Source organism: Legionella massiliensis (assembly GCF_000756815.1).
In the GTDB taxonomy this organism is placed as follows: domain Bacteria; phylum Pseudomonadota; class Gammaproteobacteria; order Legionellales; family Legionellaceae; genus Tatlockia; species Tatlockia massiliensis.
In genome coordinates this window covers 298,298-317,509 of the sequence record NZ_CCVW01000001.1, presented here as the reverse complement: position 1 = coordinate 317,509, position 19,212 = coordinate 298,298, and the positions used below count along the sequence as shown (strand labels likewise).

Below are 19,212 nucleotides of genomic sequence, written 5' to 3'. Positions count from 1 at the left end.
TTACAAACTCGCTCGCTTATCTAGCAATTGAAAACCAGTCAGTGCTAACTCGCAGTTTTTAGTGAGAGCGATGACTTTGAAAAGCTCACCCATTTCGCTAGGTTGAACCAATTGCTTAACAGCTTGCTGCTTCTGCAGCCGGCTGCGTTCATTATCAGAATTTTCTAATAAGCTTAACAAACCGTTTGCCAGCAAAAAAGAGGCTTGATTACAGTAACCCGCAACATGGAAGCCCGCAGCATGTGCTGCTTCTGCGACCTGGGTAAAATCGACATGGGCAGTAATATCTTGTTCACCTGGATGAGCTAGGGGATTAGTATGGGCATGATGGCGATAATGGCACATCAAGGTCCCTGTCTTACGATCTGGATGATAATACTCATGTCTTGGGAAGCCATAATCGATAAGAAAGATCGCGCCCTCTGCCAGCATCGCAAAACATTGTTGTATCCAATCCTCAATGAATAAGTTAACTTCAGAGAGATAAGGACTTAATTCACTATCGACGCATTGTTGTACCTGTTGTAACAGGCGTGGATTGGTACAGGGTTTAAAGATCTCGATAAATTCCTTATTGGCATCAAGACTTATAAAACTTTCCAATAGACCTTCTTCAGTTTGTAGGAAGCGATGAACGGGCATGGCATCGAGGACTTCATTGGCGATAACAACGCCGTTAAAAGGTTGTTCTGGCCATCGTTCAAGCCATTGAATACGATTTAGCAAATGAGGAATCTCTTGCTCAAATAAATGCTGCTGCCTTTGCCGAAGATTGGCACTCACTTCAAGAATATAATAGCTTTTTGGCAGGCAAGCCCTTTGTTCTAGTTCTAATAAAAGGTCTACACATAAGCGGCCTGAACCCGCACCAAATTCAAATAGGCAGGGCTCAGACAAGGAGGTGAGTACTTGTTGGCATTGGCTGGCAAGTGTTTGGCCAAACAATGGCGTTAATTCTGGAGCAGTTATAAAATCACCTTCGGCACCGAATTTTTGTAGTCCAGCGCTGTAATAGCCTAGGCCAGGAGCGTAGAGCGCCTGTTGCATAAATTCAACGAAGGGCATATCGGTTTGCTTTTCGAGTTGAGTGCGAATGGATTGTTGTAGATTCATAACTGATTAAAAATTATAAAACGGGGAACATACCTTGAATCAAGCGAACAAACAAGCTGTAAGAGTTGCTTTGATTACCGGAGCAGCAAGGCGGATTGGCGCGGCAATCGCCAAACACCTTCATCAAGCCGGCTTTAAAGTAGTTATTCATTGCCATCATTCGCTTGCAGAGGCGCAGCGTTTGGCACAAAGTCTGAATCAACAACGTCCTGATAGTGCACATGTTTTACAGCAAGATCTCTGTGTCCCTAAGGTGGCTAAGCAGCTTATTGCGGCAGCGCTTGCCTTTGCTGGGCGCTTGGATTTGCTAGTCAATAATGCCTCGATTTTTACAAAGACAAATTTTGCAGAGTTTAACCAACAGAATTGGGATAACTTATTTGCAACCAATGTCAGAGCACCTTTCGAGCTAAGTCTAGCCGCTCGTCCTTATCTTGCGGCACAGCAAGGCCAGATTATTAACATTAGCGATATTCATAGTGAAACACCATTAAAGGATTATGCGGAATACTGTCAAACTAAAGCGGCTTTAACGATGCAAACAAAGGCCTTAGCCCGAGAATTTGCACCAGAAGTGCGGGTGAACGCTGTTGCGCCAGGGGCAATAGCCTGGCCGGAAAATGACAATGCTCTGAATAAGCAGATTCAAGAAAAAATAATTGCCCAAACCCCATTAAAAAGACATGGAGAACCTCAGTTTATTGCCCAGGCAGTTTTGGCGCTGGTTGAGAATGTTTTTATAACTGGGCAGGTATTGAGGGTAGATGGGGGGCGAAGTATTTGATTATCGCTTAATGCTATTTTTCAATAGCCTCAAGTGCCGTCATCTCGAACGTAGTGAGAGATCTCCGAAAACGGGCACAAAGCCACATTCAGGAGATCCTTCACGTTGTTCAGGATGACGAGCTGGAAGTTATTGAGAGATTACAAAAAAATTTGATTACTATTTGAAATTAGTGATAGAGTCTGAGCATTTTGGAATTCCTCACATTAAGGATGATAAATGAAGCGGCAAATTTGTACGAAATTAGTTCTGACTGCTCTAGGGTTATCACTGGTAAGTTTATCTTCTGTTGCCGCCCAAACCATCTACGGTTTACAAAATGCAAGTCAACTTAGATCAAATTCATCTGGAGATTTTTATATTCAGGTTGCTAGCTTTAAAAGTAAATCCAATGCGCTGAGGGCAAAATCTGCTTTACAACGCAAATCAGACAGCTCGATAGCGATTAGAGAAAGAAGCGGCTACTACACAGTTGTAATAGGCCCAATTCATTCGGCAGCAGCGGTGAGAACAACAGCTGCGAAGCTTGGTGCAGGCTCAGCGCTTACTCATGTCGCAACAACAAAATTGAAAACGGCCAGCAGAGCGCCTTATTCTCAGCCTGTTGCCCTAAAACATACTCCTCCTACTTATAGTCCCCAGGTCAGCAAAACAATACAAAAGGCACCTGTTCAAAAGGTCTACAAAGATAAGGACGGTTTTCCTCTTGGTCCGACCAATCGATGGTTTGTTGGTCTAGGTGTGGGTTGGATGTTCCCCTTCGGAACTGATGAATCGAGTTTTGCTTCTTCTGGGATCCCTGATTTTCCTGACGATCGTTATTCTGCAGATCATTCAAAGAGCGCGGGACAGTATTCAGCCTTTGCTGGTTATCAATGGCGCCGGGCTACTGACTGGCTACCTGCTTATAGCTTAGCTGCACAATATACCTATACTGATTCTGCTCGAATTGATGGTTTTATTTATGTTAACGATTTGCCAGATACTAGAAACTTCAAATATAGGTATGATATTTCGCAGCAACTGATCATGGCGAAACTTAAACTGGATCTCTATCGTTGGAGACAGTTAATGCCTTATGTATCAGGAGGCGCAGGTGTTGCTATCAATCGTGTTCATGGTTATTCCGAGTACCCTATCCCTGGCGAAACCACTTGGGAAAAAAATTATGGGTTTACTTCTGGAAATAGAACCCAATTTGCAGGCTCTGTTGGCGCTGGATTTGACTTTGAGTTCAATGACAGAGCGCAAGTCAGCCTTGGTTATGAATTAGCTTATTATGGCAAGGTCAGAACAGGAAAGGGCGAGGGCGTGTTGAGTGCTGACCGTCTAGAAAACAAACTTAATTCTAATGCGGTAGTTTTACAGGGAACATATTTCTTCGACTGGTAACCCTTTGTATCGATTGGAGTCGGAGTTTTTTTGATTAAGACTATTAAGGATCTACTGTGACACAATATTTTCGCTATTTTATTTTTATCGCCTCATTGTTGATATCAATGACAGGTTATGCATTCGATCACATTATCTGTAGTCTCTCAGTTGATAGTTTCAGAGAGCAAGTACAGGCGGGTAAGGAATATACAAATACCTATACCTGTGTAAATACTTACCCAAATAACCCACGGTTTCCTGCTGTAAAACTAGGATTATTAGCGAATATTCAAAGTGGTGCAGTTCAAACCCTGAAAGTAACTGGTAGTTGCGCTGATCAACTCCTAGCACCTGGCGGATTTTGCCAATTTCAACTTGGCATTAGTTTGCAACAAGCAGCGATTTTGGATGTGAAAATAGTAGTCGGTGCTGGTTTATACACTATTCAGCAATTGCCTGTAGTGGCAAGGGCAGGTTCTACTCCACCTCCACCGACTAACCCCACCATTACGTGGCCTAGTTCTGGTAATAGCTTTGCAATAGCGGATGCAACTGCTAATGGCTTTGGGGGATATGTTGGGGATGCAACGGATAGTTCGGGGCATACTGTTATTTATACCTTTGCGATCTTATCAGGTCCAGGAGTGATTGTTGGTAGTCAAACAGGCTATTTCACCTTAGCTGGTGTGGATGGCACTACACAAATCCAGATAACAGCAACCTCAGATGATGCGACTCCAGTTCCTGGGACGCCATTTAATGTTCAAGTCTCTCCTGTGCCAGTTAAAGTCATTGCTTTTCATAATAATACGACTGAGACAATTTATCCGGTTATTGAATCTCCAAAGCAGGATATTGATGCATGGATGCAAGGCTTATTTAAGGTTGGCAGTGCTAATATAAATACCGATGTTTTTAAAGCAACTCTATTACACCGGGCTTATGTAAATGGAACCTCTGGAATAGCTCCTGGGCAGACAACTTTAGTTTATGTACCGTTCTATAGTAATTTAGTTGCTACTCCATCTGGTGGCGGTGTGCCTGATCAGTATGTAGATTGGTGGAAGTCAATGCGTATCTATTTATACGATATACAAGCCAGTTTAGTGGCATCGCAGTCTACAGGTGGAACTATTCCTATTACTTTAGAGTCTACTGGACCAACCTGCCTTAGTGGTTGTGCGGCACCTGTATCTTACTTTAGCGCAACAACAGGAATTCCAGATACCGATCCTTATCAGTTGGCGGAATACACTTTTGCATCAGTAATTACTAGCAAAACTCCCCCCTATCCAACTTATTTAGTTGAAGTTAATTTCAATATTTCTAATGTTGATCAAATATACTTTTCGGCGGCAATGGAACCTTTCGGTTCTAATCTAGTCGGTTACATGGGGTCAGTGGAGCCTCTGACACAATTTAGGGCTAGTCTTGACAACTTTGTAAGTGAGACTAATTGGCCTAAGTATACTAATACCCCTCATACAAGGGTCCCTGGTGCCTTTATTGCTCTGAGTGGTAATTCGCTTCTAACCAGCAATACGGACGTAACCAACTTGCTTACGGCTAATTGGAATAACTGTCTGGCTGCATTTGATCCGGACTGTGTGATTGTTAATAACCTGTTCCAGAACAATTGGGCGACTTGTGGCAACCCTGGCATAGTACCATTGAAAAATATCTATGGTTATGTGTCCGCTTGCCCAGGCCAAACACTGCCTAGCAGTGACGATCCTATTTTCCAATCCTATCTTAACCTGCAATATAATTATCTGACTATGTCCCCAGGTTACTTACAAAATTTCAATCCCTATACCCAATTGATACATAAAACTCTGGGAGCGAATGGATATGCTTTCTCAGTGGATGATTCTGTAGCTTTTATCAGCACTACAGGTAATGGACTCAATATATCTATCGGAGGACCACAGGGCTTGCCAAACTCAGCACAGTTTAGTAACAGTGCTGTAACAGTAATTAGCCCTGGGACGCCAGATACAGCTCCCTTCTTCACGAATTTCGGCATCTGCTGCCCATCATCAGGACAAACACCTGATTGTTCAGGAACGGCGCCAAATCAATTCACGGTGGGAAGCGCAATTACATTTCAATACCCGCAATCCTATTATCCTTGTCAAGTCACGCTACAGGATTCGACCAGTAGAGTTTACAAATTCACACTGAACTCTGTTGCGCCATTATCGACAGCGAATATTACGTCTTGTACCCCACCGGCCTCTAATCCAAATTGGTGTAGTCAGTTTGTGGTTGCTAATCCAACAAAACCGTCTCAACAGACAACCGTTAATACAGGACCCCCGTAATAGAGGCTCTGTGAATAGGGCGTGAACCGTCAATGGCGCCAACTCAAGGAGCAATTCCTCACATTCGAAGACGATATGTCCTCTCTCCCCTTGGGGAGAGAGTTAGAGACACTGCCTTAAGTTAAGGACATTTGTCATTCCCGCGAGGGCGGGAATCTATCACTACACAGGCACTGTGCCACATTCAGGAGATCCTTCGCTGCACTCTGGATGGCGTAGTGCTGAGACAAGGAGGGACGTGATCTATTACATATTGAGGCTGCACCTTAATTTGTACAAGGCTAGGCCTTAAATCATAACTATCTGATCAGAAAGATAAAATTGAATTTAAAAAAAATTCAATTGCGCTTAACTGGTCAAGCTTATAAAACTCTTGCATCTGCTTACTATCAAGCTGCTGGCGAAAATAATAGCGTATTAAGGATTTTGACTGCAAAACTGCTTTGAATTCACCTTCTAAACTAGCTAAGCCAAGTAAATGTTGTAGAAAAAGAGCTTTCTGCTCTTCCATATCGGTTCTAAATTCGCGCTTATCCAATAAGCTTTGATACAACCAAGGTTTGCCTGTGCCTGAACGTGAAATCATAAAGGCATCACACTGCGTTTTATTGAGTGCCTCCTCTAAGCTGCTCTGTTCAGAAATGTCACCATTAGCAATAACTGGAATACTGACCTGTTGTTTGATTTTGCCTATTTGGCTGAGGTTTGTGGGAATATCATAATCTTCAGTCCAAGCTCTACCATGTATGATAAGTGCATCAGCACCAGCATTTTCCAGATTTTTTGCTAGATGAATATCAGAATCATTATTTTGAATTCTAAGTTTGACGCTAAGAGGAATGCGAATTGTTTTACGAACAGCCTCGATAATAGCCAGTAATAGCTCTGGTTTCTCAAGCAAGGCACTGCCGGCCCCCTTTTTACGAATCTTGGTTTTAGGACAGCCACAATTAATGTCAATTAAATCTGCCCCTAAGCTTTCAAGTCTTAAAGCTGCTTCCGCCATGATGCCGGGATCAGTGCCTGCAATTTGATAACAAAGGAGGTCCTCTGTAATAGAACGATGTAAGTAGCGTGAGTCGAGCTTATGTTTGTGGACAACATCCTGTGCCGAAATCATTTCACTGACACAATAGGCGGGTGGTCTGAATTGATAAAATAACTCGCGAAAGGGGGCGCAGCTAAAGCCAGCCAAAGGACCCTGGATTAGACGGTTGGCAAAAACAAGCGAACCGATGGAAAATGAGCTGTTTATAAAGTCATACATTTGGCTAAAATTAAAACAAGATGAAAAGAATGAAAATTATTTGTATTATACCGGAATTGTTGAGACAGCGAAGAGTCATCTTTGCACTTGGGTTTAATGATGGATAAGAAATACTTAACACCTTTAGAATTAATTAAAATAGCAACAGATCATGCTTATTGCGCTGAACACTTATTGCAAGATAATGCGGAGCTCACTATCAGAGGCCACGGGGTTGCAGATACTTTAGCGCCCTTTATCTCCCTGATGTATGCGGCCTTTGAACTTACTTTGAAAGCCTATCTTATCCATGGTTTCAAAACCAACAATCAGTATAAGAATTTAGTTGAATTACTAGAGCTAAGTGCAGATCTGGGTTTATCAAATCAAGATATTCAATTATTAAAAAAATTATCTCGTCAGTATGCATTTCGTAAGGGCGTCGATTATGAACTTTGGGATGATAGGCAGCAATTACAGGTCTTTTGTACCGAGATTATTGATCTTTATGAGCGCTTGCAGCAGCTAATGCCCTTAGAGTTGCATAAGGACTATCTCTAAAAGATATGTACCCGTTCTGGGGGCAATACAGAATTTTGGTAAAAGTATGGATTTGAGCGCAGGTTGCGAGAAAAAAGACAAAAAAATGCGCAGTATAGCTGTCTATGTGAGTAGTTTCTTGTCTTTTTTCTTGCAAGATGCACCAAATATAGACTTTCGGTGAATAGGGCACAAATGTTTGTAACTTGGCAATACTCAAGTTTCACGCTAGGATAATATTTTTTTGCGTAGGGTAGGATGAATGGAGCAGCTCGATCTTGAACCAACAGAATCAGTGCAACAGCTACTGGTAGAATTAAGTACTTATCTGAATGGACGTATAATTGGTCAACAGGGACTCGTTTCGCGTTTATTAATTGCCTTACTTGCTGATGGACACCTGCTAGTTGAAGGTGCGCCTGGTCTGGCAAAAACTCGTGCAGTCAAAGAGTTATCCTCCGGGGTTGAGGGTAGTTTCCACCGTATTCAATTTACTCCAGACCTTTTACCTGGTGATTTAACCGGGACAGATGTTTATCATCCTGAGACAGGTTCTTTTGTTTTTCAACCTGGTCCCATTTTTCATCATTTGATCCTGGCGGACGAAATTAACCGAGCACCAGCAAAGGTACAATCTGCTCTTTTAGAAGCAATGGCGGAACGCCAGGTTACTATTGGTGGTAAGACTTATCCCTTGCCAGAGCTCTTTCTGGTTATGGCGACGCAAAACCCGATTGAGCAAGAGGGAACCTATCCCTTGCCTGAGGCCCAGCTAGATCGTTTTCTTATGTATGTCAAAATTGGCTATCCCGATACCAAGGTTGAAAAAGATATTCTTATGCTGGCCAGGCGAGAAGCCTTTGGCATCGAAGGGAGCAAAGGAACTGCAGTTAAGCCCCTAAGCCAAGTTACCTTGTTTGATGCGAGACGTCAGGTTTTACAAGTCCATACGAGCGAGGCCCTGGAGAACTATTTGGTGCAACTAGTTGTGGCGACAAGGAATCCTGCTGTATATAGCGATGAGTTGGCAAGATGGTTGCGTTTTGGTGCAAGCCCACGAGCGACTATTGCCCTAGATCGCTGTTCTAAAGCACATGCCTGGTTGGCTGGGCGTGATTATGTGACTCCAGAAGACATTCATGTTATTGCTCATGATGTCCTTCGGCACCGGATTTTGCTGAGTTTTGAGGCTGAAGCAGAAGGCGTGAGCTCGGATGATTTTATTGATGCCTTATTACGTTTAGTGGCTGTACCCTAAGGGTGTGCTATGACTGATGGTTTAAGTATTGAGCTGAATGAGCTAATCGCACTTAAGCGCTATGCGCGCCGAACAAATTACAAGCCTGAATACAGTGCGGTGCGTGCTGGTAATCATCTATCCAAGTTGCGTGGCCGCGGGATGGACTTTGCCGAGGTACGCAATTATCAGGCGGGCGATGAGATACGTCATATGGAGTGGCGAGTAACAGCTCGTACTGGACGGCCGCATGTCAAACTCTATCAGGAAGAACGCGAGCGCCCGGTTATTATTCTTAACGATTTTAACCCCTCAATGTACTTCGGCACGCGCTTAGCCTTTAAATCGGTTGTTGCCGCCCGTTTGGCGGCGATGATAGCCTGGACCACCGTAAAGCAAGACGATAGAGTTGGTGGCGTCTTTTTTTCAGCAGAAAGTCACGATGAATTTACCCCAAGAGGGCGTGAAAATGGTGTTCTACCGATGCTGGCCTCTTTAAGTCAATATACAAGAGCTGGCCTGCAAAACAATGAGCTGAAATCGTCTAAACCTTTAAGTGAAGTTTTGGTTCGAGTTAGACGGGTTGTGCGTCCGGGCAGTATTCTGGTAGTGATTAGTGATTTTTATAATATGGATGCAGATAGTGAGCAACATCTAAGTCGTTTACGTTCAAATAATGATGTTTTAGCCTATCACATTTGTGATCCTCTAGAGCTTAGTCCACCTAAGCCACAACACTATGCCATTACCAATGGCAAGCAGGAGCTCCTATTCGATACGACAATTGACCAGGTGTCTAAGGCCTATCAAAATTATTGTGATCAGCGAATAGCAAATTTGCAGACACAGTTCAAACGTTTGCAAATGCAGTATGTACAAGTGACAGCAGAAGCTGATCTGGCGCAGTTAGTTCGACAGACTTTTCCAAGGAGGTCGCGTGGCTGAAACACAAGCATTGGCGAAACTGCATGATATTCATTTACCAGAGCTTATCGGCTGGTGGCCTTTAGCTCCTGGTTGGTATCTTTTGCTGCTCATTGCTCTATTAGTATTGGGACTTATCATTTATTGGGTACATCGTTCACACAAGCATCGACGAGCTAAACTGCAGGCTTTGGTCTTGCTTCAAGGTTATGAACAGGAATACCAAGACGAAGCGAATAGTCAGCAAAGTTCTATGAAAGTGTCGGAATTGTTACGGCGAGTTGCCTTAGCCTACTATCCACGGGAAGAGGTTGCCAGTTTGCAAGGTGAGGCTTGGCTTAACTTTCTGACTAAGACTTCCAAGGGAATAGACTTTAATACGCTAAGCAATTATTTATTAGCTCTGCCCTATCAACCGTCAAAGCCGGTTGATTTAGGCCCTCTCTTCGATAATGCGAGGCGATGGATCAAACAGCGAGGGGTACCATGTTCGAATTAGCCACACCCTGGGCCTTAATCTGCTTGCTGCTACCCTTGTTGATCTGGTTTTTAACCCCACGGGTAGCGCTGCAATTACCCTCGGCCCTCAAGGTGCCTTTTTATAATGCCATGCTTGCGATTGTCGATAAAAAGAAGCCCACTCTGGCTGGACAGGCGCAAATCGGCCTACTGTTTTTAATCTGGTGCTTATTAGTTTTCGCTGCGGCAGGGCCTCGTTGGGTTGGTGAGCCAAGGCCTTTGACACGAGAAGGGCGCAACATCATGCTCGCCCTCGACCTGTCTGGGAGTATGGAGCTTGCCGATATGCTCATGAATGGCCGTCCAGTCAGTCGCTTAGCTGTAGTAAAAGCCGCTGCTGAGCAATTTGTACAGGCGCGGGTCGGTGATCGAATCGGTTTAATTCTCTTTGGTACCCGAGCCTATTTGCAAACGCCACTCACCTACGATCGACAATCCGTACTATTGCGCCTGGATGATGCGACTGTTGGCTTGGCTGGCCAAACAACATCAATTGGTGATGCTATTGGCTTAGCGGTTAAACGCCTTCAAGACGTGCCTGCTAAGGGACGAATGATTATTTTACTGACTGACGGCGCCAATAACTCCGGCGTTCTCCCGCCGCTAAAGGCTGCTGAATTGGCTAAGCTCGATAATATTAAGGTCTATACCATCGGATTAGGCGCAGAATCAGATCCTCGCGCTTTAGGCGGTGCTTTTTTTAGTCCTAGCCCCTCTTCTGATCTGGATGAAGAAACCTTACAAGAGGTTGCCAAAATCACTGGTGGCCGTTATTTCCGCGCAACAGATACCCAGTCCCTGCAGGCAATTTACGAAACAATTAACCAATTAGAAACAGTGAGCCAGGATCAGGCAACCATTCGTCCTCAGCATGATTATTACCCCTGGCCTCTAGCAGCAGCATTCATACTATTACTTTTTTGGTTCAGTCAAAGAGCAGGTTTGCTTCCTCATATTTTGCGTCAGGAGGTTGCCAAGGCATGACAGATCTTCACTTTCTCCGTTCCTGGTGGTTACTAACCATCTTGCCGACCCTCTGGTTATTCTGGTTGCTTTGGCGACAGCATCCGCGTTTAGAAGCCTGGGCTGCGGTTTGCGACGGGCATTTGCTTAAACAGCTAATGCAAGAAAAGGGGCAGGGAAGGCGTCATTTTGCTTTGATCTGTCTTTTTTTCAGTGCCTTAGCAATGATTATTAGCTTGGCAGGTCCAACCTGGTCGCGATTGCCTGTACCCTCTTATAAGCAAATACAACCAAGAATCATAGTTTTGGATCTTTCCGATGCTATGCTGGAAAACGACATTGCGCCTGACCGCTTAACCCGCGCAAAATTTAAATTACATGATTTATTCAAACGCCGTGATGTAGGCCAATTTGGCTTGATAGCCTACACCGGGGAACCCTTTGTCGTTTCACCCTTGACTGATGATGCCCAGACTATTGATGCGCTTTTATCATCGCTGAGTCCGGATATCATGCCCGTTGAAGGTCAACAGTTGAATAGCGCACTTGAAGACGCAGGAAAATTAATTACTAACGCTGGATTCAACGCCGGGCAAATCCTGGTTATGACCGGCGACACGCCCAGTTTGGAAGCAATTTCAGCAGCCAGGTCACTTGCTGCGAAAGGAATTAATACTTCGGTGATGCCAATACTAGCGAATAAAGTATTGAGTGCCTCCTTTCAGGATTTGGCAACCGCTGGGCAAGGGCAATTGGTAGCCTTTGCTGATACCTCAGATGATTTGGATAAATGGCTGCGATCCTCGGTCAATGAAGAAAAATTCGCCCTTAGCAAAGATGATGATATTCCCCTCTGGCGCGATGAAGGACGCTGGTTTTTAATCCCTGCTTTGCTCCTTTTATTACCCGTATTCAGGAGAGGATGGTTGCAGAGGATTAGTTCATGAAAAGAGTCTTGTTTTTACTACTATTAGGCTCTGCCCACAGTATTTTTGCTTTCAGTTGGAGCGATCTTTGGTTTACAAAAAATCAACAGGCACAGGAACTGATGAAGGATGGACAATTTAAACAGGCAGAAACGACCTTTCAGCAGCCTGATTGGCGAGCAGCTGCTGCTTATCGAGCGGGTGATTATAAGCAGGCAGCAGCGCAATATCAGACCTTGAGTACTGAGACTGCCTATTACAATCAGGGAAATGCATTGGCTCATTTAGGGCAATATGAGCAGGCAATTAAGGCTTACAATAAAGCTTTGGCCCTCAATCCTAATAACAAAGATGCCCTATATAATCGTAAGCTCTTGGAAGAATTGTTAAATAAAAATCAGCAAAATAAAGATCAGCAGAATCAAAACCAGCAAGACAAAGATCAACAGAATCAAAACCAACAGGGCAAGGATCAGCAGGATCAAAACCAACAGAGTAAGGATCAACAGAATCAAAACCAACAGGGTAAGGATCAGCAGAATCAAAACCAACAGGGTAAGGATCAGCAGAATCAAAACCAACAGGGTAAGGATCAGCAGGATCAAAACCAACAGGGCAAGGATCAGCAGGATCAAAACCAACAGGGTAAGGATCAGCAGGATCAAAACCAACAGGGTAAGGATCAGCAGGATCAAAACCAACAGGGCAAGGATCAGCAGGATCAAAACCAACAGGGTAAGGATCAGCAAGATCAAAACCAACAGGGTAAGGATCAGCAGGATCAAAACCAACAGGGTAAGGATCAGCAGGATCAAAACCAGCAGAATAAAGAGCAAACAAACCAAGATAAGCAGAGTCAGGATGCAGAAGAAGCTAAAAATTCTGAGGAGCTTGAAAAGCAGCAAGCAAAGGATCAATGGCTACGCTTAATCCCAGATGATCCAGGGGGTTTGATGCGAGAGAAATTTTTGCGTGATCACTTACGCAGAGAAGGGGGGTGGTATCAATGAAACGATTTATATTAGGTTTAATTTTACTTTGCTGCTATGGCCTGGCTTTCGCAGAGGTTTCATTAAGAGTAGATAAACCCCAAGTCCAATTAGGGCAACCGTTTACCTTAACCCTCACTATAGAGGGTTCACAAATTAATGCTGCGCCGGATCTAATGCCCTTGCAAAAAGATTTTTCGATTGATAGTTCAGAGAGCAATATTAATTACAGTATTGTTAATGGCCAGGTTCGTTCAATTAGCGAATGGACCTTAGTAATGACAGCTAAACGAACTGGTTTGCTGTCTATCCCTTCAATACAAGTTGGTAATGAAAAGACAGCGCCTTTAACAATTGAAGTAACTGACGAGGCGCCTGCAGCGACAACACCAACGCCACAATCTCAGCAGAATCCAGCTCAGCCGCGGGTTATGCAACAGCAGCAGCAACAGGATATTATGTTGACTACTGATGTAAGTAACCCAAGCCCTTATGTTAATCAGCAAATTATTTATACCGTAAGGTTATTCAATAGCAGTCGTTTATTGGATGCTAATTACCAACCGCCTGAAGTAGAGGATGCGCTGTTTGTACCAATGGGAACTGGTCGCCGTTACCAGGTTACTGAGAATGGGCGAATGTACGCGGTAGAAGAACAACAATTTGCAGTATTCCCCCAAAAAACGGGATATTTAAAGATTAAACCCCCTTCCTTTAATGCCCTGATCTATGATTTCTCTCCCAAGCGTATAAGTGTAGAAGCGCAACCGACGACTCTTAATGTGAAGCCTATTCCACCACAATTTAAGGGAAAAAATTGGTTACCTGCTAAACAAGTCACGCTTAGTGAAAGTTATGACAAGAGTACGGCCACTTTAATGGAGGGCTCTACTTTAGTAAGAACAGTGGTTTTACAAGCCGCGGCTGTACCTGCTCAGCTGCTGCCAACGCTTGATTTTGCTAATTCGGATCAATTCAGTGTTTATCCTGAACAGCCTGTAACTAACAACCAATTCAGACAGCAAGATTTGGTTGGAACATCAACAGTTAAGGTAACTTATTTATTTAACAAGTCAGGAAAGGTGACTATTCCTACCCTTAGCCTGGCCTGGTTTAATACTAGTACCGGTAAAGAAGAGATAAGTTCATTGCCTGGATTTGCTATCGATGTAACCGCAGCTGCAGGTACTGGCAAAGTGAATAAGACACCAGCCCCGGTTGTGCAAACTGCAGCACCATCGCAAAGCAAACCGCCGTCACAGAAGAAAAGTCCAGCTAATAATCCGTCTCCGCAAGTGAAGCCTCAGTCAGCTCTAGCTTGGTGGGTTGCAGGGGTCTTTGCACTTGCTTGGCTGCTTACCGTTGTGGCTTGGCGTTGGCAGCGAGTAGGGCAGACTCAGCCTGGCCAGTCAAAAGCGCAAATCATGAAGGAACTGTCGCTAGCCTGTGCAAACAACCAGCCAAAGGAGGCTCGCAATGCCTTGCTCAAATGGGGGCAATTACAGTGGCCAGATGAGACCTTGTTGAATTTATTTGATTTGGAGCAGTTGGCTGGTGAGTCAGCATTAAAAGAACAGATTAATCACTTGGCTCATGGCTTGTATCAGGGTGGCTCTAAAGACGCATGGCAGGGTAGCGACTTATGGCAAGCCGTCGCCGATTTTAAACCTTCAGCTGGAACAACGGAAGAGAAAGCGAATCCTTTACCACCATTACACAGGATATAAATCGTGCAACTTAGGGACTACTGCCAACAGGATGCACATGGATTGGCAAAGCTTATCAAAGAGAAACAACTCAGCCCGGAAGAGGCTTTGGATTGCGCCTTAAGACGGATGCATGAAGTAAATCCGCTGCTCAATGCGGTTGTAAGAGATTGTAGTGATTGGGCTTTGACTCGACTTAAAACAATGACTGGTAAAGAGCCCTTCTATGGTGTTCCGATCTTAGTTAAAGATCTTGGCTTTACTATGGCCGGCGTTCCTTATACCGCGGGCTCACGTTTTTTTGCGGATACAATTCCGTCTTTAAACAGCGATTTTATTGAGCGTTTGCTTGCTCTAGGCATGTTACCCTTTGCAAAAACAAATGTACCTGAATTAGGGTTGTCCTATGTGACTGAATCTGTACTCTTTGGCCCCTGTCGCAACCCCTATGATTTGACACGCACCCCGGGAGGTTCTTCGGGTGGGTCTGCCGCGGCTGTGGCTGCTGGCATAGCGCCACTAGCCACCGCAACCGATGGTGGTGGCTCAATTCGCATTCCTGCCGCCTGCTGTGGACTTTTTGGATTTAAGCCAACACCAGGTTTAATTTCTACTGGCCCTTGGGTCGGAGAGGCCTGGTCTGGTTTAGCGACTGGTTATGTCTTAACACGCACTGTCCGAGATTCTGCTTTTTTGTTTGATCTATTAACGGCAACAAGCTTGAGCAATTTAAAACAAAGCAGGTTTAGTAATAAATTGAGATCGTTGACGATCGCTATCCCCGAAGATACGTTTGCAGAGGTTGCAATCGCTCCGCCTTGTCTTGAAGCGTTGAACCAAATGATAGAGCTCTTAGAAGCACTTGGACATCGAATTCTACGGCCAAAGTTGGCCTTAGATGTCAAGGCTATTGGTAGAGCTGTTACAACCCTAATTGCTGCAAATACCAATGCTGAAATTGAAGAGAAACAACGTTTAGCCAGGCGCGAAGTACAAAAGAATGAACTTGAGCCCATTACCTGGGATTTTATGATGCGAGGCAAGACAATACTTGCGTCCCAGCTGATCTTTGCGAAAAATAAGTTGTACCAATTGACCCGTCCCGTACATGATTTGCTTACTAAGGTGGATCTGATCATGACACCGGCCTTAGCCCAACTACCCTTAGAGATTGGTAGTTTGCCAACCGATGATAATTTTGAGCAATATCTTCGAAAAAACCAGGCTTTCTCGCCATTTACCTCCCTTTTTAACCAGGCTGGTTTGCCTGCTATGGCAATTCCGGTAATGCACGCAGGCCATTTACCGATATCTGTGCAATTTGCTGCAGCAAAAAATCAGGATAAATTACTTTTTGAATTAGCTTTGCAGTTAGAGAGTAAATTAAATGATTTTAGCCAACCAGTTTTAGAGCTAGGGAAAGCCTCTACTAATTCTTGATAAATATTTCACAAGATATTCTCGCTATTTACTAATCACTGAGGTATAATGGAAAAACTTGTGGCATATGTCTTCCGGTCGAAACATTATTCTCGTATAAATCCCTCTTTTTGTTGTTTCTAAAGTAGCGTATTTATCGCGCAGTAACTTCTGCTTCAATCTCGGAATAGACACTACTACAAGTGTGTTTTTAATTTAATTTGGAAAGTAGAAATGTCTGGTACAAAAGAAACCGGCCACGTTAAGTGGTTTAATGATGATAAAGGTTATGGCTTCATCAGCCGTGATAACGGTCAAGACGATGTGTTTGTTCATTTTCGTTCGATCAATAGCACAGCTGGTCGTAAAACATTGCTTGAAGGACAACGTGTAGAATTTATGGTTACTAAAGGACCTAAAGGCCTACAAGCGGAAGACGTTACTGCAGTGTAATCCCTTGCTGTTTCTCCCAATCTTCCCCCCTTTGCTGTCGGTCTCTATTCGCCATTAAAGGGGGGCGATCTTTTCTTCTATGAAAAATATTGATGTTATTGTAATCGGCGCAGGCGCGGCCGGGTTGATGTGTGCTATTGAAGCCGGCAAGCGCGGACGCCGTGTATTGGTTCTTGACCATGCCAACAAGGTTGGCAAAAAGATCCTTATGTCTGGTGGTGGCCGTTGTAATTTCACCAACTATTTTATTGAGGCTGATAATTATTTGTCAGCAAACCCGCATTTTTGTAAATCAGCGCTAAAGCGTTATACCTCCTACGATTTTATTGCTTTGGTCAAAAAACACCATATTCCTTTTCATGAAAAGTCACATGGCCAATTATTTTGCGATAACAAAGCCTCCGATATTGTTGGAATGCTGGTGTCAAACTGTGAAAATGAAAAAGTTAGCATCCGTTTAAATACTAGCATTAAGGAAATTGCCAAGACAGAAAAGGGCTTTAGACTTAGTCTCGCATCTGGAGAAAAACTATCTTCTCAATCTCTCGTGATTGCTACGGGAGGTTTGTCTATACCAACCATGGGTGCTTCACCCTATGGCTATCAAATCGCTAGCCAATTTGGTTTGACTGTACTGCCGACACGTGCTGGCCTGGTTCCCTTCACTTTGCAACCCGAGGATAAGGAACGCTTTAGTGCTCTATCTGGAATTTCCTTGCCCTGTCAGGTGGCTTGTAATGGTCAAGATTTCATTTTGGATATGCTTTTTACCCACCGGGGTATCAGTGGGCCTGCAATGTTACAAATTTCCTCCTATTGGCACCCAGGTGATAACCTGACTATTGATCTTGACGCTAATAGTGAATGGACAAATGACTTAGCCAACCGTAAGCGCAAAGAGCCAAAGACTCGCCTTAAACATTGTTTGGAGGAAGTTTTCCCCAAGCGGGTAGTAAGCACCTTTCTGCAAGAGGACTATTGGGAGCTGGAATTACAGCAACTGTCCGATAAGGTTTTGACCGACATTGGTAGGAGTTTCAAAAACTGGTGTCTTAAGCCCAATGGCACAGAGGGTTATCGTACCGCAGAAGTGACTCTTGGCGGAGTAGATACAGCAGCCATTTCATCACAAACAATGGAAGTTAAAGACCTTTGCGGTCTGTATTTCATTGGAGAAGTGCTTGATGTTACTGGATGGTTGGGTGGCTATAACTTCCAATGGGCATGGTCCTCAGGATGGGCGGCCGGCCAAGTCGTTTAGGCTTTCTACCCCTATTCACCGAAAGTCTGTATTTGGCGCAGCTTTCGAGAAAACGAGATAAAAAAATGCTCACATACTGATGTATGCTGCGCTTTTTTATCTCGTTTTCTTAAAATCTGCACTCAAATCCAAACTTTCACCGAGATTCTGATATGCCCCCTGAACGGTATTTCAACTGAATATCCTTTCAATATGTACGTCATGTCGAACGTAGAGAGACATCTCCTGAATGTGGCATAGTGCTAATCCCAGAGATCCCTCGCTACGTTCAGTCTCTTGTGCACTCAACCTGCACTCAAATCTGACTTTTCACCAAGACATCTAAGATGTGACTAAGATACAGCACTACGTTCAGGATGACGTAGGTCTTTGAGAGGATATTCATGCTTAAAGTAATAACTTGAGTTTTAATTGATAATCGTAGTAACTTCCACTAATGTAGTGGAATTAGTTTATATGGAACGAGAATTATGTTAACGCGGTATTTCTCATTGATTTTTGTCGTACTGCTACTTATTGGTTGTTCAAGCTATCACGCAAAACCTCTTCCTCCCGGACAGCAGAGTAATGTGCAAAGTCGCCCTATGCCTGAATTTAATAAGGTTGCTGTGCGCGGGACTGTTAATGTAAGTTTACATACTGGTTATCGCCATCCTTCCGTTATTCTGCATGGGGATCCCCGTGATCTGATTCTGATCACTACAGCGGTGAATAAAGATACTCTAACCGTATCTGCAAGCAAGGGGGCACCGCATTATGGGGCTGTAACGGTTGAAATTCGCGGCCACTACCTTAATGCCTTCAGCTATGATGGTACTGGTACAATTAGAGGCCCTAATATCCATTCGGGACTGCTCGATCTTGATATAGATAACTCAGGAGAAACCACGCTAGGTGGTTCGATTGTTTTGCGAAAACTTAAGGCTAGTGGCGGTGGTAATGTGCAAGTGAGTGGAGTTAAAAGCCAATACCTGCAGCTCGATATCTCTGGAAAAACCAAGGTTTTGCTAGCTGGTGTTATAAACATCTCCAAGTTGGATCTTAAGGGAGAGGGAATGCTCAGCATGTACTGGATCAACTCACCGCAGCTAACCTTCTGTGGGAAAGGCAAGGTTAATGTCCAATTGGCGGGGGTGGTTGATAAGCTGGATGTTGAATTATGGGGCAATTCGCGTTTCAATGGACGTTATCTAAGAGCAAAAAATGCCTTCGTAAAAACGCATGATAAGGCAGTTGCCGAATTAACAGCAATTAAACATCAACATACTTTAGCAACCGATGCCAGTGATATCTATTACTACAAAATTCCGAATACCAAGGCTGATTTCATGGCCTACCAGGGTGCAGTTCTCGATATGCGCGATTGGAATCGGGATGATTTAAGGGATTATGATCGTTATAACAAAGAACCACATTAGCCCGTCATCCTAAGCA

17 protein-coding genes are annotated in these 19,212 nt (G+C 44.0%); 15 read left to right on the top strand and 2 right to left on the bottom strand.

Annotated elements, in window-relative coordinates:
- A complete protein-coding gene (locus tag BN1094_RS01365; protein ID WP_043872632.1) occupies window positions 1–1,113 on the bottom strand; it encodes a class I SAM-dependent methyltransferase in 1,113 nt (370 codons plus the stop codon).
- 34 nt (window positions 1,114–1,147) lie between these two features.
- Here BN1094_RS01365 and BN1094_RS01360 point away from each other — a divergent pair, with 34 nt between their 5' ends.
- The 3 genes from BN1094_RS01360 to BN1094_RS01350 all read left to right on the top strand — a co-directional run bounded on the left by BN1094_RS01360 (window position 1,148) and on the right by BN1094_RS01350 (window position 5,595).
- The gene (locus BN1094_RS01360) at window positions 1,148–1,897 is read left to right on the top strand and encodes a pteridine reductase (protein ID WP_043872631.1); all 750 of its coding nucleotides are present in this window, start codon (window positions 1,148–1,150) and stop codon (window positions 1,895–1,897) included.
- Between the two features lie 219 nt (window positions 1,898–2,116).
- The gene (locus tag BN1094_RS01355) at window positions 2,117–3,289 is read left to right on the top strand and encodes an SPOR domain-containing protein (RefSeq protein ID WP_043872630.1); all 1,173 of its coding nucleotides are present in this window, start codon (window positions 2,117–2,119) and stop codon (window positions 3,287–3,289) included.
- A 56-nt stretch (window positions 3,290–3,345) separates the two neighbouring features.
- Complete coding sequence (locus BN1094_RS01350) at window positions 3,346–5,595, top strand: hypothetical protein (RefSeq protein WP_043872629.1); 2,250 nt, start codon at window positions 3,346–3,348, stop codon at window positions 5,593–5,595.
- Window positions 5,596–5,902: 307 nt separating this feature from the next.
- Here the strand turns inward: BN1094_RS01350 and BN1094_RS01345 are convergent, their stop codons facing one another.
- A complete protein-coding gene (locus BN1094_RS01345; RefSeq protein ID WP_043872628.1) occupies window positions 5,903–6,862 on the bottom strand; it encodes a tRNA dihydrouridine synthase in 960 nt (319 codons plus the stop codon).
- 81 nt (window positions 6,863–6,943) lie between these two features.
- On the opposite strand from BN1094_RS01345, the gene BN1094_RS01340 reads away from it, so the two are divergent.
- The 12 genes from BN1094_RS01340 to BN1094_RS01285 all read left to right on the top strand — a co-directional run bounded on the left by BN1094_RS01340 (window position 6,944) and on the right by BN1094_RS01285 (window position 19,196).
- Entirely contained in the window at window positions 6,944–7,402 is a 459-nt protein-coding gene (locus BN1094_RS01340) for a hypothetical protein (RefSeq protein ID WP_342666451.1), read from the top strand.
- Window positions 7,403–7,643: 241 nt separating this feature from the next.
- The gene (locus BN1094_RS01335) at window positions 7,644–8,639 is read left to right on the top strand and encodes an AAA family ATPase (RefSeq protein ID WP_043872626.1); all 996 of its coding nucleotides are present in this window, start codon (window positions 7,644–7,646) and stop codon (window positions 8,637–8,639) included.
- A 9-nt stretch (window positions 8,640–8,648) separates the two neighbouring features.
- Window positions 8,649–9,563 (top strand): DUF58 domain-containing protein, encoded by a 915-nt coding sequence (locus BN1094_RS01330; RefSeq protein WP_043872625.1) that lies wholly within the window; start codon window positions 8,649–8,651, stop codon window positions 9,561–9,563.
- Window positions 9,556–10,041: a DUF4381 domain-containing protein gene (locus BN1094_RS01325; RefSeq protein WP_043872624.1), complete on the top strand. Its 486-nt coding sequence runs from the start codon at window positions 9,556–9,558 to the stop codon at window positions 10,039–10,041. Before BN1094_RS01330 ends, BN1094_RS01325 begins: the two co-directional genes overlap by 8 nt.
- The gene (locus tag BN1094_RS01320) at window positions 10,029–11,045 is read left to right on the top strand and encodes a vWA domain-containing protein (protein ID WP_043872623.1); all 1,017 of its coding nucleotides are present in this window, start codon (window positions 10,029–10,031) and stop codon (window positions 11,043–11,045) included. Before BN1094_RS01325 ends, BN1094_RS01320 begins: the two co-directional genes overlap by 13 nt.
- Window positions 11,042–11,971 carry a vWA domain-containing protein gene (locus tag BN1094_RS01315; RefSeq protein ID WP_043872622.1) on the top strand — a complete coding sequence of 310 codons (930 nt, stop codon included), beginning with the start codon at window positions 11,042–11,044 and terminating at the stop codon, window positions 11,969–11,971. The genes BN1094_RS01320 and BN1094_RS01315 overlap by 4 nt, the downstream gene beginning before the upstream one ends.
- On the top strand, window positions 11,968–12,960 hold the full coding sequence (locus tag BN1094_RS01310) for a tetratricopeptide repeat protein (protein WP_043872621.1): 993 nt from the start codon (window positions 11,968–11,970) through the stop codon (window positions 12,958–12,960). The genes BN1094_RS01315 and BN1094_RS01310 overlap by 4 nt, the downstream gene beginning before the upstream one ends.
- Entirely contained in the window at window positions 12,957–14,666 is a 1,710-nt protein-coding gene (locus BN1094_RS01305) for a BatD family protein (protein WP_043872620.1), read from the top strand. The genes BN1094_RS01310 and BN1094_RS01305 overlap by 4 nt, the downstream gene beginning before the upstream one ends.
- Before the next feature lie 3 nt (window positions 14,667–14,669).
- Window positions 14,670–16,085 (top strand): amidase, encoded by a 1,416-nt coding sequence (locus tag BN1094_RS01300; protein WP_043872619.1) that lies wholly within the window; start codon window positions 14,670–14,672, stop codon window positions 16,083–16,085.
- A 213-nt stretch (window positions 16,086–16,298) separates the two neighbouring features.
- On the top strand, window positions 16,299–16,517 hold the full coding sequence (locus BN1094_RS01295; RefSeq protein WP_043872618.1) for a cold-shock protein: 219 nt from the start codon (window positions 16,299–16,301) through the stop codon (window positions 16,515–16,517).
- 79 nt (window positions 16,518–16,596) lie between these two features.
- Entirely contained in the window at window positions 16,597–17,778 is a 1,182-nt protein-coding gene (locus BN1094_RS01290; RefSeq protein ID WP_043872617.1) for a BaiN/RdsA family NAD(P)/FAD-dependent oxidoreductase, read from the top strand.
- A gap of 470 nt (window positions 17,779–18,248) precedes the next feature.
- Complete coding sequence (locus tag BN1094_RS01285) at window positions 18,249–19,196, top strand: GIN domain-containing protein (RefSeq protein WP_043872616.1); 948 nt, start codon at window positions 18,249–18,251, stop codon at window positions 19,194–19,196.
- Window positions 19,197–19,212 lie beyond the last annotated feature (16 nt).

Bases quoted from the DNA above. Each gene is read 5' to 3' on its own strand.
- BN1094_RS01365 (WP_043872632.1), bottom strand. From the start codon at position 1,113: ATGAATCTACAACAATCCATTCGCACTCAACTCGAAAAGCAAACCGAT.
- BN1094_RS01355 (WP_043872630.1), top strand. From the start codon at position 2,117: ATGAAGCGGCAAATTTGTACGAAATTAGTTCTGACTGCTCTAGGGTTA.
- BN1094_RS01345 (WP_043872628.1), bottom strand. From the start codon at position 6,862: ATGTATGACTTTATAAACAGCTCATTTTCCATCGGTTCGCTTGTTTTT.
- BN1094_RS01335 (WP_043872626.1), top strand. From the start codon at position 7,644: ATGGAGCAGCTCGATCTTGAACCAACAGAATCAGTGCAACAGCTACTG.
- BN1094_RS01330 (WP_043872625.1), top strand. From the start codon at position 8,649: ATGACTGATGGTTTAAGTATTGAGCTGAATGAGCTAATCGCACTTAAG.
- BN1094_RS01320 (WP_043872623.1), top strand. From the start codon at position 10,029: ATGTTCGAATTAGCCACACCCTGGGCCTTAATCTGCTTGCTGCTACCC.
- BN1094_RS01315 (WP_043872622.1), top strand. From the start codon at position 11,042: ATGACAGATCTTCACTTTCTCCGTTCCTGGTGGTTACTAACCATCTTG.
- BN1094_RS01310 (WP_043872621.1), top strand. From the start codon at position 11,968: ATGAAAAGAGTCTTGTTTTTACTACTATTAGGCTCTGCCCACAGTATT.
- BN1094_RS01305 (WP_043872620.1), top strand. From the start codon at position 12,957: ATGAAACGATTTATATTAGGTTTAATTTTACTTTGCTGCTATGGCCTG.
- BN1094_RS01295 (WP_043872618.1), top strand. From the start codon at position 16,299: ATGTCTGGTACAAAAGAAACCGGCCACGTTAAGTGGTTTAATGATGAT.
- BN1094_RS01290 (WP_043872617.1), top strand. From the start codon at position 16,597: ATGAAAAATATTGATGTTATTGTAATCGGCGCAGGCGCGGCCGGGTTG.
- BN1094_RS01285 (WP_043872616.1), top strand. From the start codon at position 18,249: ATGTTAACGCGGTATTTCTCATTGATTTTTGTCGTACTGCTACTTATT.